Below are 14873 nucleotides of genomic sequence, written 5' to 3'. Positions count from 1 at the left end.
TCAAGCCGAAGATCGCGATCCTCGACGAGACCGACTCCGGCCTGGACGTCGACGCGCTGCGGATCGTCTCCGAGGGCATCAACCGGGTCCGCTCGACCGGCGAGGTCGGCACCCTGCTGGTCACGCACTACACCCGCATCCTGCGGTACATCAAGCCCGACCACGTCCACGTCTTCGCGGGCGGCCGCATCGTCGAGTCCGGCGGTGCCGAGCTGGCCGACAAGCTGGAGAACGAGGGCTACGAGTCCTACGTGAAGGGCGGCGCTTCCGAGTGACCCATACGCACGAGTCGACGGTCCTGCCGGGCCTGCTGGACACCGACGCGATCCGCAAGGACTTCCCGGTCCTCCAGCGCCTGCTGCACGACGACAAGCCGCTGGTCTACCTGGACAACGCGGCGACCTCGCAGAAGCCGCGCCAGGTCCTGGAGGCGCTGAACGCCTACTACGAGCGGCACAACGCCAACGTCCACCGCGGCGTGCACGTGCTCGCCGAGGAGGCCACGGCGCTGTACGAGGGCGCCCGTGACAAGGTCGCGGCGTTCATCAACGCGCCGAGCCGCAACGAGGTGGTCTTCACCAAGAACGCCTCGGAGTCGCTCAACCTGGTCGCCAACATGCTGACCTGGGCGGACGAGCCCTACCGGGTGGACGCCGAGTCCGAGATCGTCATCACGGAGATGGAGCACCACTCCAACATCGTCCCGTGGCAGCTGCTCTCGCAGCGCACCGGCGCGAAGCTGAAGTGGTTCGGGCTGACCGACGAGGGCCGGCTCGACCTGTCCAACATCGACGAGCTGATCACCGAGAAGACCAAGGTGGTCTCGTTCACCCTGGTCTCCAACCTGCTCGGCACCGTCAACCCGGTCGAGACCATCGTGCGCAAGGCCCAGTCGGTCGGCGCGCTGGTCGTCATCGACGCCTCGCAGGCCGCGCCGCACATGGTGCTCGACGTGCAGGCGCTGGAGGCCGACTTCGTCGCCTTCACCGGCCACAAGATGCTGGCCCCGACCGGCATCGGCGTGCTCTGGGGCCGCCAGGAGCTGCTGGAGGACCTCCCGCCGTTCCTCGGCGGCGGCGAGATGATCGAGACCGTCACCATGGGCTCGTCCACCTACGCCCCGGCGCCGCACAAGTTCGAGGCGGGCACCCCGCCGATCGCCCAGGCGGTCGGGCTGGGCGCGGCCATCGACTACCTGTCGGGCATCGGCATGGAGAAGATCGCCGCCCACGAGCACGCCATCACCGCGTACGCGGTCGAGCAGCTGCTGGAGGTCCCGGACCTGCGGATCATCGGCCCGCGCACGGCCGTCGACCGCGGTGCGGCCATCTCGTTCACGCTGGGCGACATCCACCCGCACGACGTGGGCCAGGTGCTGGACGAGCAGGGCATCGCCGTGCGCGTCGGCCACCACTGCGCGCGGCCGGTCTGCCTGCGGTACGGAATTCCGGCGACCACCCGGGCGTCGTTCTACCTGTACTCGACGCCGGGCGAGGTCGACGCCCTGATCGACGGCCTGCACCACGTCCGGAACTTCTTCGGCTGACAGGACGGCCCACGACATGAAGCTCGACTCGATGTACCAGGACATCATCCTGGACCACTACCGCAACCCGCACGGCAAGGGGCTGCGGGACGGCGACGCCGAGGTGCACCACGTCAACCCCACCTGCGGGGACGAGATCACCCTGCGGGTGAAGCTCGACGGCGCCACGGTCGCCGACGTCTCGTACGAGTCGCAGGGCTGTTCCATCAGCCAGGCCAGCGCCTCGGTGCTGAACGACCTGGTGGTCGGCAGGACCGTCGGCGAGGCGCAGGCCGTCCAGGAGGCCTTCCTGGAGCTCATGCAGAGCAAGGGCCAGGGCGAGGGCGACGAGGAGGTGCTGGAGGACGCGGTCGCGTTCGCCGGCGTCTCCAAGTACCCGGCCCGGGTCAAGTGCGCGCTGCTGAGCTGGATGGCCTGGAAGGACGCCACCGCGAAGGCGCTCGCCGAGCAGCCCGCGGTCACCGACGCCCCCACCGACTGACGCAGAAGAGGAGGACCGAACCATGAGCGACACCACCGAGACGCCCGCCCCTTCCGCGGAGGGGGGCCCGACCGTCATCGTCGGCACCACTGCCGGCACCGTCTCCGTCGAGGACCTGACCGAGGCCCTGATGGACGTCGTCGACCCCGAGCTGGGCATCGACGTCGTCAACCTGGGCCTGATCTACGGGATCCACATCGACGAGTCCGACGTGGCCACCATCGACATGACGCTCACCTCGGCGGCCTGCCCGCTGACCGACGTCATCGAGGACCAGGCCAAGACGGCCACCGACGGCCTCGTCCAGGACCTGCGCATCAACTGGGTCTGGATGCCGCCGTGGGGCCCCGACAAGATCACCGACGACGGCCGCGACCAGCTCCGCGCCCTCGGCTTCAACGTCTGAGGCCTGCCGCCCGTCAACCCGCTGCCGCGCGATTCTCCCCTTCGGGGGAACGAATCGCGCGGCAGTGGTATATCTGCAAGCGGGCGGTGAGACTGGCGCCGCGACCACGGAGGGAGCGACGTGATGGCTGTGGAAGCTGTCGGACACTGGACGCTGCCCGACTCGGCGTACGCCATGTGGGTCCGGGGCGAGCTCGACGACTACCTGCGGATCCCGGACGACGGCACGCGGGTCGAGGTGGTCGGAGGGGAGTTCGTCGTGTCACCAGCGCCGGTCTTCGCCCATGCGGTGATCCTTTCGAGTATCCAGCGGGGCATCGACTACGCACAGTTCCAGGACCCTGCCTACCCCTGGCGGGTGGTTCAGGCGATCAATCTTGATCTTGTCGAGGTCGGAGACGGCTACATTCCCGACCTCGTCGTGGTGGATGCAGAAGTGGAGGAGCGCGGGCTGGCGGAGGATGTGACGCACCTCAGGCCGGACCAGATCGCCCTGGTGGTCGAAGTGACCTCCTCGTCGAACGCGCACAACGACCGCCGTCCCGTGCTCGGCCGACGTGTCAAGCCCACCAAGTGGAGCGGGTACGCGCGGACCGGTGTGCCGTACTACCTGCTCGTGGACCGCGATCCACGGGATCCGGGCATCACGTTGTTCGGCGAGCCACACCGCAGGGAAGGCAGCTACGCGGTACTGGGCGAGTGGAAGTTCGGAGACGCGGTCCGGTTGCCGGATCCGTTCGGGTTCGAGTTCCACACGACCACCTGGAAGCCCTGGACGGCGTGATCCGCACGAAAAGCCGCCGCCCGGTACGGATCCCGTACCGGGCGGCGGCGTCGCGGTGTGCGTCAGGCCTGCTTCGGGCGCTTGGCCACGGCGGCCGCCAGGGCGACGCAGACGAGTGCGGCCACGGCGGCGAAGCCGCTGACGGCGGGGAGCAGTCCGCAGGCCTGGACGAGGGCGCCGACGCCGACGATCGGCAGCGACGAGCCGAGGTAGACGATGACCCAGAGCGAGCTGAGCTCGGAGCCCCGGCGTTCCGGGTTCATCGCCGCCACGGCGGAGGTGAAGAGCGAGCGGAAGGCGACGCCCTGGCACGCGCCGCCGAGGACGCTGCCGATGAACAGCAGGGCCGGGGTGCCGGTGTACTGGGCGGAGACGACCAGGCCGAGGCCGGCCGCCAGGCCGGTCAGGCCCAGGGCGATCACCACGCGGTCGGCGGTCGGCGGGACGAGCAGCTGGGCGGCGGCCGAGGAGCCGAGCAGCAGGGCGGCGACCACGGCGCCGGTCAGCCGGGAGTCGCTGTGCAGCAGCTTGGCGGAGAACGCCGGGGCCAGGCTGAGGTAGACGCCGAAGACCCCGTACGAGACGAAGCCGGCACCGGAGGCCAGCAGGAACTCGCGGCGGCCGGTGGCCGGCAGGGCGAGCCGCTGCGGGCGCAGGTGGGCCGGGGTGGTGATGCGCGGCGGGGAGGCCGGCGGGCGGTTGCGGCCGGGCATCCGCGGGTGGACCACGGCGAGCGGCACGCAGAGCGCGAGCAGGGCGACGGCGTGCAGCAGGAACGGGGTCAGCAGCGGATCGGAGCCGCCGGCCAGCAGGGCGCCGACCACCGGGCCGAGCGCGACGCCGCCGGCCGAACAGGCGAGGGTCAGCTTGGCGGCCAGGGTGGGGCGCTCGGGCAGCAGGTCGCCGAGCGCGGCGCCGGCGGCACCGGTGGACAGGCCCACCGCGATGCCCTGGACGGCACGGCCCGCGGCGAGCTGCCAGAAGCTGCCCGCAGTGGCGAAGACGGCGTCCCCGGCGGCGGCCAGGGCCACGGCGGGCAGGATCAGGGCGCGCCGGCCGAGGTGGTCCGACCAGTGGCCGACCGCGGCGAGCACCGGCACCAGCGCGAACACGTAGATCGTGAAGAGGATCGTGGTGTCGAGCGGGGTGAGCGCCAGCCGCTGCTGGAGCAGCAGGTAGATCGGGGTCGCCAGGTTGGCGCCGATCAGCATGAAGAGGAGGGCGGCGGCGACGAGGCCGACGCGGACACCGCGCAGCGCGTTCCAGCGGCTGATCGAGGCGAGCTGGAGCTGGGCACGCGGCGCGAGCTCCAGGGGAAGCAGGGCCTCCGACAGTCGGCGTCCGTCGAACTGCGCGGTGCGCAGGCCGGAGCCGGCAGGGGAGAGGTCCGCCATATCAGGGGTCTCCTGTGGCCAGGGCACCACCTCGGGCCGACATGGCCCGGGGTGGTGGCCTGGTACGGGTACCTCTGGTGGAGCGGGTGAGCTTGTCAGGGGGAGGGCTTCGTTGCCCGGTGGCCCGCGCGGGGTGTGCACGGCACCGTTCCGAAGGATAAGGGGTGGGCGCACGCCTGCGGCGCGCGCCCCGGGAGGCCGGGCGTCGGGGGTGCCGGACCTATACGCTGAGGAAGTAGACATGTACGCGGAGCTGACCGCTGGCTGTAGGGAGAACGCGCAACGATGGCCGGACGACGTCGGAAGAACGCTGGGGCCTCGTCGGCGGCTGCGCCGGGCGAGGAGGGGGCGGCCGGTGCGGTGCTGCCGGCCGACCTGGAGCTGCAGGACCTCTACGGGGCGTTCGCCGCGCACGGGCTGGACGACGAGGACCTCGACGACGCGGCCGTCCTGGTGCCGCCGGTGAAGCTGCCCGCCGAGGCGGATCTGGCCGCGCAGGCGAAGGCGGTACCGATGTTCGGGTACGCGCTGAAGCTGGCCCGCTGGGCCGCGCCGTACCGGGCGGTGGACGAGTTCGGCGACCTCACCGGGCCGGACCGGGCGCCCGCCGCCCGGCTGCTGGGCCTGGCCCCCGAGGAGGGGGACGCGCCGGAGGAGGCCGTGGTCGAGGCGATGCGCGCCTGGTCGCTGGCCTGCGACCTGGACCTGGTCGAGATCGGCACCACCGAGGCCGGCGAGCACGTGGCCGTCCCCGGGCCGGACCTCGAACCGGCCGAGCAGGGGGACGCGGAGACCGTCCTGGAGCTCTGGCTGACCGCCGCCGGGATCGTCCGGGAGCTGGCGGTGGAGGCGGACTCGATGCCGGAGGAGGGCGGGGAGGGCGCCGCCGGGGCGGAGCCGGCCGACGAGGACGAAGAGGACGAGGCGCGCCTGGCGTCGGTCGAGGAGGCCAGGGACGAGGCCGCCGAGCTGCTCGACGAGGCGCTCCAGGTGCTGTACGAGACCACCGCCTTCGCCGAGCCCGGCACCGAGACCGTGCCGCTCGGGGTGCTGGCCGCCCTGCTGGTCGTCCCCGAGGGGGAGGAGCCGAGCGAGGAACTGCTCGGCGACATCACCGACGTGATGGTCACGCTGGACCCGATGCTGGGCGACCTCGCCGAGCTGGGCGTGCTGGACTACCACCCGATCGACCCGGAGCTGTTCGACGAGGAGGAGGACGAGGAGGCCGCGCAGCCCGCCGGCCCGGCCATCGGCGAGGAGCCGCTGGACGAGGAGGAGTCGGCCCGCTTCGGCCTCGTCCGGCTGACCCCGCTCGGCCAGTACGGCATCCGGCAGTGGCTGCTGGAGGACGGCTACGACGCGCCGCTGGTCGGCGAGCTGGCCCAGGGTGACGCCGGCGAGCTGCTGCGCGCGGTCTGCGAGTCGGCCAACGTGCTGCCCGACGAGGAGCTGCGGGTCTGGATCACCGGCCGGGAGCCGGAGGCAGCGGCACGCGAGCTGCTCGCCGCGGCGCGCGGCAACGACGCGTACGCGCCGATGCGCCGGATGCTCTGCCAGCTGGCGCTGGCCATGCTGGGCGCGCCCGCCGAGCCGGCCGTCCGGGAGGTGCTGGACGACCCGGAGCTGGGCGGGGGCGCGCGGGCCTGGCTGGCCGGCCTCGGAGCCGCCGACGTGCCCGCGCCGGAGCGCGGGATGGCGCTCTGGACGGTGGTCGACACCTTCGCCGCCCAGCTGCTCGACACCGGGGGCGACGCCGAACTGCTGCGCGAGCTGATCGCCGAGCTGCCGGTGACCGACAACCCGGCGAGCTACTTCGGCGAGCTCTGGCGGGTCGACCACCCGTACACGGCGGACGTGCTGGAGGTGGTCGGCGAGCTGCACCTGGACCGGACGGTGGCCAAGGAGGCCCGCAAGGCGGCCTTCAAGGCACGGTCGAAGAAGTGAGGTCGAGGAAGTTGAGGGGGCCCGCCCGGCGGGGGCCTACGGAAGGTCCAGCGAGCCGTCCTCGGTGAAGGGGAAGAACGGGTTGTGCGCCAGCTCCCAGAGGTGGCCGTCCAAGTCCTCGAAGTAGCCGGAGTAGCCGCCCCAGCTGGTCGCGGTCGGGGGCTTGACCACCGTCGCCCCGGCCGCGACGGCCGTCTTCAGGGCGGCGTCCACCAGCTCGGGGGACTCCAGGTTCACCGCCAGGGTGACGCCCCGGAACGAGGGCTCGCCGGTGGGGGGCACGCCGGCGTCGGCGGCCAGCTCGTCGTGCGGGAAGAGCCCGAGCACCGAGTCGGCCGTCCGGAACCAGACGATCTCCGGGCTGGAGGCCGACGAGCGCCGCCACCCCAGCGCCTCGTAGAAGCGGGCGCTGGCGTCGAGGTCGGCCACCCCGAGCGTGACGATGCTGATGCGGGCCGGGAAGTCATTGGAAGCTGTCATGCCCGACAGCCTAGGAAGCCGGACTGACAAACCGCGTTCCTGACACGGTGTCACGGATACCTGTCCGCCCGGCGGGGCAAGGGAGCTGATGACCCGGCAGGTCGGGCCACGTATCGTGTCCGGCAGACGCGCGGGAGCGGTGAGGATTCGGGGGTGGGGCGCGGGATGACGCGGGAGAGCGGTGGCAGGCAGGACGGTCTCCGGGGGGACGGGCCCGGGCGGGTGGAGGCGCGGGCGTACGAGGACCGTTTCGCCGACCAGGAGGACTTCGCCCGCCGCACCCTCGCCGCGGCCGACTTCCCGGTGTACGGGGTCGCCACCGGGGTGGCCCCGGAGGGCGACGCACTGGCCGCCTTCGAGACCTCGGACGGCCTGCTCTCCTGGGTCGAGGTCCGCTCCGGCGACTGGACCTCCGCCGACGGCCCCTACGTCACCGTGCGCACCCACCGGCCCGGCGCCGACCGGCCCGGCGCCCTGCCCGAGCTGGAGGACGTGGTCGAGGACGAGCGCGACCGGGTCTACGAGCAGCTCGGCGTGGACGAGGGTGACTGCCCCGGACGGGTCCGGGCCCTGCGCGAGTGGATCACCGTCGACGGCGAGCCGCAGGCGGTCGAGGTGTACGAGGACCGGCGCGAGCTCTGGGACCGCCCGGAGGCCGCCCTCCCCGGCGTCTGCCCCAGACCCGGTGCCGGGCCGGTCTGGGCCGTGCGGCTGTGGGTGGACGGGATGGCCGTGACCGTCTGCGGGCGCGGGGTGGCGCCCGGCGGCGTCGAGCTGGCCCCGGTCACGGACGTCGAGCGCTACCTGCGCGGCCGGACCGCGCTGCTGCGCTCGCTCGCCTCCCGGCGCGGCCGGTACGTCCCCGTCGAGGAGCGCGAACTCGCCCCGGCGGCCGGGCTGGAGGCGCACCGGGCGGTGATCGCGCACGGCATCGCCGAGTCCGCCGCGATCGAGGCGCAGGTGCGGGCCGGGCGGACGCCCCGGCTGCCGCGCGGGCTGCGCGGCGAGGCCGGCGCGCTGCGCCGGGAGGCCGCGGTGCGCCAGCAGATGCGGCTCGCCTCGGAGAGCCGGGAGGAGGCGGTGGAGGCGGTGACGGCGATGGTCAACCAGCTCAACCGGCTCTCCCTGCAGACCCAGTGGGTGGTCGGCACGCCGGAGGGGGAGGCCGCCGTCGAGGAGGTGATCCGCTACACGGTGTTCGCCAGCGAGGTGGCCAGCCTGCCGGCGCAGCGGGCCTGGGAGCGGGTGTGGCGGAACCGGCAGGGCGGCGAGGGCGACTGCGGGGAGGAGCAGCGGCTCGGGGAGCAGCTCTGGCTCTCGGCCTGGGAGCAGTGGCGGGCGGCACGCGCGCGGCGGTGACCGCGTCGGGCGCGGCCCGGTGGGGCCGTGACCTGTGGTGCTCACGGCAAAGAACGGGTCATGGGTTCGAATACGGTCGGCAAATGACCACGCTGACGAGGCATCGGATTCACCGTGCGTTCACCGTACCGGCGGAGTCTGCTGGGCGTCGGCGACCAGCCTCGACACCTCGCACGCCACGCACCGGGCCCGCCCGGTCGGCGGCCCACCTCTCAGGAGTGACTCCATGTCGCTGTCCCGCCGGGACTTCGTCAACCGTTCCACCCTCGTCGGGGCCGGTGTCCTGATCGCCGGCAGCGCCGAGGCCCTGGCCAGCGCCCCGGGTGCGATCGCCGCCCCCGTCGGCGGCGAGGTGGCGGCCGCCGCGACCGCCGACGCCGAGCGCGCCGCCGTCGGCTACGGCCCGCTGGTCAAGGACCCGGAGAACCTGCTCTCGCTGCCCAAGGGCTTCAAGTACACCGTGGTGAACCGGGCCGGCGTCACCAAGCTGCGCACCGGCGAGTTCACCCCGAGCAACCACGACGGCACCTCGGCGTTCGAGGACGAGCACGGCGGCAACCTACTGGTCACCAACCACGAGCTGCGCGGCCCGCGCGCCAACTGGCCCAATCCGGTGCCGCTGACCGAGGGTCACGTCTACGACCCGGGAGCGGCCGGCGGCTGCACGATCGTGCACGTCAAGCGGGACGGCAAGGTCGAGCAGTGGGTCGGCATCGCCGGCACCTCCACCAACTGCGCCGGTGGCGTGAGCCCGTGGGGCACCTGGCTGTCCGGCGAGGAGACCGAGGACAAGGCCGGCGCCAACGGCATGACCAAGGACCACGGCTACATCTTCGAGGTCGACCCGTTCGACGACGAGTACAACCAGAACCCGCAGCCGGTCAAGGCGTTCGGCCGCTACGCGCACGAGGCCGTCGTCGTCGACAAGAAGCGCGGCCAGGTCTACCTGACCGAGGACGCGGCCAACCCCAACGGCCTGCTCTACCGCTGGACCCCGCCGGCCGGCTTCAAGCACGGCCGCTACCAGCTGCGCGGCCTCGCCGCCGACGCCGGCGTGCTGGAGGCCTTCAAGGTCTTCGACGCGCAGGGCAAGTTCGTCGACGACCTCTCGCGCGCCACCAAGGTCGGCACCACCTACGGCGTGGACTGGGTCAAGGTCCAGGACCGCGACGCCAGGACGGTCTCCGTCCGCAAGCAGTTCAAGGACGGCGAGGTCACCCGCGCCCGCAAGCTGGAGGGCATGTGGTGGGGTGACGGCGGCTTCTACTTCGTCTCCAGCTTCGCCCGCTCGGAGAGCCCGCTCCAGCACGACGGCCAGGTCTGGTTCTACAACCCCGTCCGCCGCACCATCACCCTGAAGGTGCTGCTCGGCGTCAACACCGACGTGCTGGGCGACCACGACAACTACGACGGCCCGGACAACATCACCGTCTCGCCGTACGGCGGCGTGGTGATCGCCGAGGACGGCGAGGGCGTGCAGCACCTGTTCGGCGCCACCGAGGACGGGCTGACCTACCCGATCGCCCGCAACGAGCTGAACATCGGCAGCGCCGAGAAGCCGGAGTTCAGCGAGTTCACCGGCGTCACCTTCTCGGACGACGGCAAGACCCTGTTCGCCAACATCCAGGAGCCGGGCATCCAGCTGGCCATCACCGGCCCGTGGCACCGGCTCAACGAGCACAAGCGCGGCCAGGGCTACGGCGAGTGAGCCTGACGGTCTGACGGAAAAGGGGCCCGCCGGAGCGGGCCCCTTTTCCGTCGTCCGCGGGTTCAGTCCTTCGCGGTTTCAGTCATCCGCGGTTTCAGTCATCCGCGGGTTTCGGCCGTTCGCGGTTCTCAGCCGTCTGCGGGCAGCCGGAGCTGGAGCATGGCCAGCAGCCGCTGCTGCGGCTGGGCCAGGTCGATGCCGGTCAGCTGCTCGGCCCGGCGGACCCGGTAGCGCAGGGTGTTGGGGTGGATGTGCAGGGCGTCCGCCGCGACCCGGACCTCGCCGAGGGCGTCCAGCCAGGCCAGCACCGACTCGGCGAGCCGGGTGCCGTGACGGCGGTCGTACGCCGCCAGCGCGGTCAGCCGCGGGTCGCGCAGGCCGCTCCGCTCCTGGAGCAGCGCCAGCATCTCGCTGACCAGCACCTCCGCCTGGACGTCGATCAGCGCGGCGACCTCCAGGTCCACCCCGCCGCGGCCCATCGCGTCCAGGATCCGGTCCGCCTGCGCCCGGGAGTCGGGCACCCGGGCCAGGCCGTCCACCGTCGAGCCGATGGCCGCCCGCAGCGGGACGCCCAGGTGGTCCCGGGCCGCCTCGACCACCTCCTGCGCCCAGTCGCGGACCGTCGTCATCGGCAGGCCGGCCGGCAGTTCCGGCAGCAGCACGTACACCCGCGACTCGATCGGGGCGAGCAGGGCGGCGCGGTGCCGGGCGGCGGTGTGCACCGAGATCAGGCCGGTCACCTCGGCGCGGGTGAGCGCCTCGGTGGTCCGTGCGCTGTACGCCAGGACGGTGGCCGGGCGGCGCAGGTCCAGGCCGAGGTGGGTGGCGAGCGACTGGGGGCCGGTCGAGCCCTCCAGCAGGCCGGTGAGCAGGGTCTGGGTCAGCCGGACGTCCGCCGAGAGCTCCCGGCGCCGGCGCACCAGCTGGGCCGCCGCCACCCGGGCCGCGCCGACCAGGGCCTGTTCGGCGAGCGGGGCCAGTGGCTGGGCCCCCTCCTGGACCCAGATGGTGCCGAGCGGCTGCGCGCCGGCCCGGATGCCGATGGCCAGGCGCCGGCGCAGGCCGAGTTCGGGGTGCGGCTCGACCGCGATCGGGGAGTCCGAGGTGCGCAGGTGCTGGAAGATGCCCCACTCGCGGAGCTTGGACAGGTACGGCTCGGGGCCCTGCCAGCCGAGGATGGAGAGCCGCCGGAGGTCGTCGACCTCGTCGGAGTCGGAGGAGCGGGAGTAGGCCAGCACCCGGCTGGAGGTGTCCTCGATCGAGACGATGCCGTTGGTGAGCACGGCGACGGTCTGGGCGAGGGAGAAGAGGTCGCCCGCGTTGTGCTCGGGGGCGCCGGGCGCGTCCGGGGCGTCCGGTCCGGCGATGATCGCGCGGGCCAGCGAGTCGAGGTGCTCCCAGCGGGTCTCGCGGCGGACGGAGAGCAGGGCGACGCCCGCCTCGGTGGCCGCCTCGCGCAGGGCGTCGGCCTGGCCGGGCGCGTCCAGCTTCACCGCGACGGCGGCCGCACCGGCCCGGCCGGCCGCGCGCAGCGCCGGGAGCGCGGCCCGGCCGCGGGCGCCGATGGCGAGGACGAGTTCGCCGGGGGCGGCGGCGGGCGGGTCCTCGGGGTCGAGGATCGCGACGTCGCGGACCGGGACGTCCAACCCGTGCGGGGCGGCCTGGAGTTCGACCAGCGGCTCGCCGAGGGACATCAGCAGCTGACGGAGCGGGAGCCCGGAGGTGGGCGGGAGGTCGGGCGTGGTCACTCTGGACCTCCTTCATCCGCTCGGACAACGGCCTGTGGTTGATTTTAGCCGGGCGGACAGAGTTGAGGTTCGTCGATCCTGAATAGTTGACCCTGACTATCCGAGAATGGATAGTCAGTACTGACCAAGTGATGAGGAACGTTCTCATGGCGAAGCGACGCAAGGTGTCGAACCCGCTGGCCCTCGCGGTCCTGGCCGAGCTCGGAGCCGAGCCGATGCACCCGTACGAGATGGGGCGCCGGCTCAAGGAACACGGCAAGGACCGCAACATCAAGTACAACCGCAGCTCGCTCTACATGGTCGTCGAGCAGCTGCGGAAGGCCGGGTTCGTCGCCGCGCAGGAGACCGTCCGCGACACCCAGCGCCCGGAGCGCACCGTCTACGCCCTCACGCCCGAGGGCCAGACGGAGCTCCTCGACTGGATGCGCGAGTGGATCGCCGAGCCGCAGGAGGAGTACCCGGCCTTCGGGGTGGCGCTGTGCCTGCTCGTGGTGCTCCCGACCGAGGAGTCGGCCCGCCTGCTCCGCCGGCGGCTGGAGGCGCTGGACGCCCGGATCGAGGACTCGCGCGCTCAGCTGCGCAAGGCCGCCGAGATGGACGTCCACCCGATGTTCGTCGTCGAGGAGGAGTACGCCCTCGCGTTGCTGCAGGCCGAGCACCGCTACACCGAGAACCTCATCGGCCAGATCGGGGAGCCGGAGTTCAACCGGACCCTTCAGGAATTCATGAGAAGCCTGGAATGAGGAGGCTGGAATGAGTACCACCGGCACCAACGGAACGACCCGCAAAGCGCTGGTCATCGGCGGCGGCATCGCCGGACCGGTGATGGCGCTGGCGCTGCGCAGGGCCGGCATCGAGCCGGTCGTGTTCGAGGCCTACCCGGCCTCCGCCGAGGGGATCGGCGGGACCTTCATGATCGCCCCCAACGGGCTCGGCGCCCTGGCCGTCGTCGGGCTGGAGGCGGAGGCGGGCCGGATCGGGCAGCCGGTCGGAGCGATGGTGATCGAGGACGGCAAGGGCGGTGTGCTGGCCGAGTTCGCCCGCCTCGCCGACCTGCCGCCCGGCCGGCTGATGCGCCGCGCCGAGCTGTACGAGGTGCTTCAGCGGCGGCTGCGGGAGACCGGCGTCGAGGTCCGGTACGGAAAGCGGCTGGTCGGCGCCGAGGAGGGCCCCGACGGGATCACCGCCCGGTTCGCCGACGGCACCAGCGCCACCGGCGACCTGCTGATCGGCGCCGACGGCACCGGCTCCACCGTCCGCACGCTGATCGACCCGGCCGCCCCCGCGGCCCGCTACACCGGGCTGCTCGGCGTCGGCGGCTACAGCTCCTACCGGCTGCCGGGCCGGGCCGGGCGCGGCGAGTCCGTGCACTTCGCCAACGGCGCCCGCGCCTTCTTCGGCTACTGGGGCCTGACCGACGGCAGCGGCACCGCCTGGTTCAGCAACATCCCGCAGCCCGAGCCGCTGGACCCGGAGGAGGTTCGCGCCGTCGGCGCGGCGGAGTGGCTGCGCCGCTGCCGCGAGCTGCACTCCGACGACCTGCCCGCCCGGGAGGTGCTGCGGGTCGCCGACGCCGCCACCATGGAGGTCTTCCCGCGGCTGGAGATCATGCCGTCCGTGCCGCACTGGTACCGCGGCCGGATGGTCCTCGTCGGCGACTCGGTGCACGCCCCGTCCAACAGCTCGGGCCAGGGCGCCTCGCTGGCCGTCGAGAGCGCCGTCGAACTCGCCCGCTGCCTGCGCGACCTGCCCGGCCACACCGCCGCCTTCGCCGCGTACGAGGCGATGCGCCGGCCGCGGGTCGAGAAGATCGCCGCCGACGCGGCGCGCACCAACAGCCAGAAGTCCTCCGGGCCGGTCGGGCGGATGGTGTTCCGGCTGGTCGCGCCGATCGCGGTGCGGACCTTCATGAGCCCGGAGAAGACGCTGCGGCCGGTCCACGGCTACCGGATCGACTGGGACCGGCGGGTGGCCCCGGTCTCCTCGGGCGCCGCCGTGACCGGTCCGTGATCACCTTCGTCGGGGCGGACAACGCCGTACGGGGGACTTTAGCCGCCAGGCCAATCAAGTGGGGCCCGGTGCAGGAATAGCGTTCGGGTTGTGGCCGACGTGCGACCCACGTCGGCATCCCCCATGAACCGAAGGAGAGCGTGCGCTCATGGATGCTGTGACCCAGGTCCCCGCGCCGGTGAACGAGCCGGTCCACAGCTACGCCCCCGGCAGCCCGGAACGGGCCCGCCTGGAGGCCAAGCTGAAGGAGCTGGGCGGCCAGGAGCCGGTCCAGCTGACCATGACGATCAACGGTGAGCGCCGCCTCGGCGGCGGCACCGAGATCCACGTCGTCCAGCCGCACAACCACGCGGCGAGGCTCGGTACGCTGCGCAACGCCACCCAGGCCGACGCGCAGGACGCCATCGACGCTGCCCTGGCCGCCGCCCCGGCCTGGCAGGCGCTCTCCTTCGACTCGCGGGCCGCGATCTTCCTCAAGGCCGCCGACCTGCTGGCCGGCCCCTGGCGCGAGACCCTGGCCGCCGCCACCATGCTCGGCCAGTCCAAGACCGCCCAGCAGGCCGAGATCGACACCCCCTGCGAGCTGGTCGACTTCCTGCGCTTCAACGTGCACTTCGCCCGCCAGATCATGGCCGAGCAGCCGATCTCCTCGGACGGCGTGTGGAACCGCAGCGACCACCGCCCGCTGGAGGGCTTCGTCTACGCGATCACCCCGTTCAACTTCACCGCCATCGCCGGCAACCTGCCGACCGCGCCGGCGCTGATGGGCAACGTGGTGCTCTGGAAGCCGTCCCCGACCCAGCAGTTCTCCGCGCACCTGCTGATGCAGCTGCTGGAGGAGGCCGGGCTGCCCAAGGGTGTCATCAACATGGTCACCGGTGACGGCCTGGACGTCTCCGCCGTCGCGCTGAAGCACCCGTCGCTGGCCGGCATCCACTTCACCGGCTCCACCGCCACCTTCCAGCACCTGTGGCGCGAGGTCGGCAACAACATCGCCGGCTACCTACCCGCGGA

13 protein-coding genes and 1 pseudogene are annotated in these 14873 nt (G+C 72.6%); 11 read left to right on the top strand and 3 right to left on the bottom strand.

What is annotated here, in order from left to right; genetic code table 11:
- The 5 genes and pseudogenes from sufC to C2142_RS11240 all read left to right on the top strand — a co-directional run.
- Nucleotides 1–275 (top strand): annotated as a pseudogene (sufC, locus tag C2142_RS11260) (Fe-S cluster assembly ATPase SufC); the annotation flags it as partial.
- 23 nt (nt 276–298) lie between these two features.
- On the top strand, nt 299–1546 hold the full coding sequence (locus C2142_RS11255) for a cysteine desulfurase (RefSeq protein ID WP_148644705.1): 1248 nt from the start codon (nt 299–301) through the stop codon (nt 1544–1546).
- Nucleotides 1547–1562: 16 nt separating this feature from the next.
- Nucleotides 1563–2027: a Fe-S cluster assembly sulfur transfer protein SufU gene (sufU, locus tag C2142_RS11250; protein WP_148642512.1), complete on the top strand. Its 465-nt coding sequence runs from the start codon at nt 1563–1565 to the stop codon at nt 2025–2027.
- Nucleotides 2028–2049: 22 nt separating this feature from the next.
- Entirely contained in the window at nt 2050–2433 is a 384-nt protein-coding gene (locus C2142_RS11245) for a metal-sulfur cluster assembly factor (RefSeq protein ID WP_148642511.1), read from the top strand.
- 123 nt (nt 2434–2556) lie between these two features.
- Nucleotides 2557–3216, top strand: a complete 660-nt coding sequence (locus C2142_RS11240; RefSeq protein ID WP_148642510.1) for a Uma2 family endonuclease — start codon at nt 2557–2559, stop codon at nt 3214–3216.
- 62 nt (nt 3217–3278) lie between these two features.
- Here C2142_RS11240 and C2142_RS11235 read toward each other — a convergent pair whose 3' ends face one another.
- The gene (locus tag C2142_RS11235; RefSeq protein WP_162002453.1) at nt 3279–4610 is read right to left on the bottom strand and encodes an MFS transporter; all 1332 of its coding nucleotides are present in this window, start codon (nt 4608–4610) and stop codon (nt 3279–3281) included.
- Nucleotides 4611–4895: 285 nt separating this feature from the next.
- Between C2142_RS11235 and C2142_RS11230 the strand changes: the two genes are divergently transcribed.
- Nucleotides 4896–6554, top strand: coding sequence for a hypothetical protein (locus C2142_RS11230; protein ID WP_148642508.1), 1659 nt, complete (start codon nt 4896–4898; stop codon nt 6552–6554).
- Nucleotides 6555–6590: 36 nt separating this feature from the next.
- On the opposite strand, the gene C2142_RS11225 is transcribed toward C2142_RS11230, so the two are convergent.
- Nucleotides 6591–7034: a VOC family protein gene (locus C2142_RS11225; RefSeq protein ID WP_148642507.1), complete on the bottom strand. Its 444-nt coding sequence runs from the start codon at nt 7032–7034 to the stop codon at nt 6591–6593.
- Nucleotides 7035–7199: 165 nt separating this feature from the next.
- Between C2142_RS11225 and C2142_RS11220 the strand changes: the two genes are divergently transcribed.
- Nucleotides 7200–8393 (top strand): hypothetical protein, encoded by a 1194-nt coding sequence (locus C2142_RS11220; protein WP_148642506.1) that lies wholly within the window; start codon nt 7200–7202, stop codon nt 8391–8393.
- A gap of 226 nt (nt 8394–8619) precedes the next feature.
- Complete coding sequence (locus C2142_RS11215) at nt 8620–10101, top strand: alkaline phosphatase PhoX (protein WP_148642505.1); 1482 nt, start codon at nt 8620–8622, stop codon at nt 10099–10101.
- Between the two features lie 128 nt (nt 10102–10229).
- Here the strand turns inward: C2142_RS11215 and C2142_RS11210 are convergent, their stop codons facing one another.
- A complete protein-coding gene (locus C2142_RS11210; RefSeq protein WP_241002516.1) occupies nt 10230–11849 on the bottom strand; it encodes a helix-turn-helix domain-containing protein in 1620 nt (539 codons plus the stop codon).
- 146 nt (nt 11850–11995) lie between these two features.
- Between C2142_RS11210 and C2142_RS11205 the strand changes: the two genes are divergently transcribed.
- From C2142_RS11205 to C2142_RS39615, 3 genes are all read left to right on the top strand, one after another.
- Nucleotides 11996–12592 (top strand): PadR family transcriptional regulator, encoded by a 597-nt coding sequence (locus C2142_RS11205; protein ID WP_148642504.1) that lies wholly within the window; start codon nt 11996–11998, stop codon nt 12590–12592.
- 10 nt (nt 12593–12602) lie between these two features.
- Entirely contained in the window at nt 12603–13859 is a 1257-nt protein-coding gene (locus tag C2142_RS11200) for an FAD-dependent monooxygenase (protein WP_148642503.1), read from the top strand.
- Between the two features lie 148 nt (nt 13860–14007).
- On the top strand, nt 14008–14873 hold an 866-nt coding region (locus C2142_RS39615; RefSeq protein WP_241002515.1), incomplete at its 3' end, for an aldehyde dehydrogenase family protein.

Origin of the sequence: Streptomyces sp. CB01881 (genome assembly GCF_002953255.1) — a bacterium.
Taxonomy (GTDB): domain Bacteria; phylum Actinomycetota; class Actinomycetes; order Streptomycetales; family Streptomycetaceae; genus Kitasatospora.
This window is presented reverse-complemented; position numbering and strand designations above follow the sequence as displayed.

Excerpts from the sequence above, each read along its gene's own strand:
- C2142_RS11235 (WP_162002453.1), bottom strand. The coding sequence starts at position 4,610 with ATGGCGGACCTCTCCCCTGCCGGCTCCGGCCTGCGCACCGCGCAGTTC.
- C2142_RS11240 (WP_148642510.1), top strand. The coding sequence starts at position 2,557 with ATGGCTGTGGAAGCTGTCGGACACTGGACGCTGCCCGACTCGGCGTAC.
- C2142_RS11200 (WP_148642503.1), top strand. The coding sequence starts at position 12,603 with ATGAGTACCACCGGCACCAACGGAACGACCCGCAAAGCGCTGGTCATC.
- C2142_RS11205 (WP_148642504.1), top strand. The coding sequence starts at position 11,996 with ATGGCGAAGCGACGCAAGGTGTCGAACCCGCTGGCCCTCGCGGTCCTG.
- sufU (WP_148642512.1), top strand. The coding sequence starts at position 1,563 with ATGAAGCTCGACTCGATGTACCAGGACATCATCCTGGACCACTACCGC.
- C2142_RS11245 (WP_148642511.1), top strand. The coding sequence starts at position 2,050 with ATGAGCGACACCACCGAGACGCCCGCCCCTTCCGCGGAGGGGGGCCCG.
- C2142_RS11225 (WP_148642507.1), bottom strand. The coding sequence starts at position 7,034 with ATGACAGCTTCCAATGACTTCCCGGCCCGCATCAGCATCGTCACGCTC.
- C2142_RS11215 (WP_148642505.1), top strand. The coding sequence starts at position 8,620 with ATGTCGCTGTCCCGCCGGGACTTCGTCAACCGTTCCACCCTCGTCGGG.
- C2142_RS11230 (WP_148642508.1), top strand. The coding sequence starts at position 4,896 with ATGGCCGGACGACGTCGGAAGAACGCTGGGGCCTCGTCGGCGGCTGCG.
- C2142_RS11220 (WP_148642506.1), top strand. The coding sequence starts at position 7,200 with ATGACGCGGGAGAGCGGTGGCAGGCAGGACGGTCTCCGGGGGGACGGG.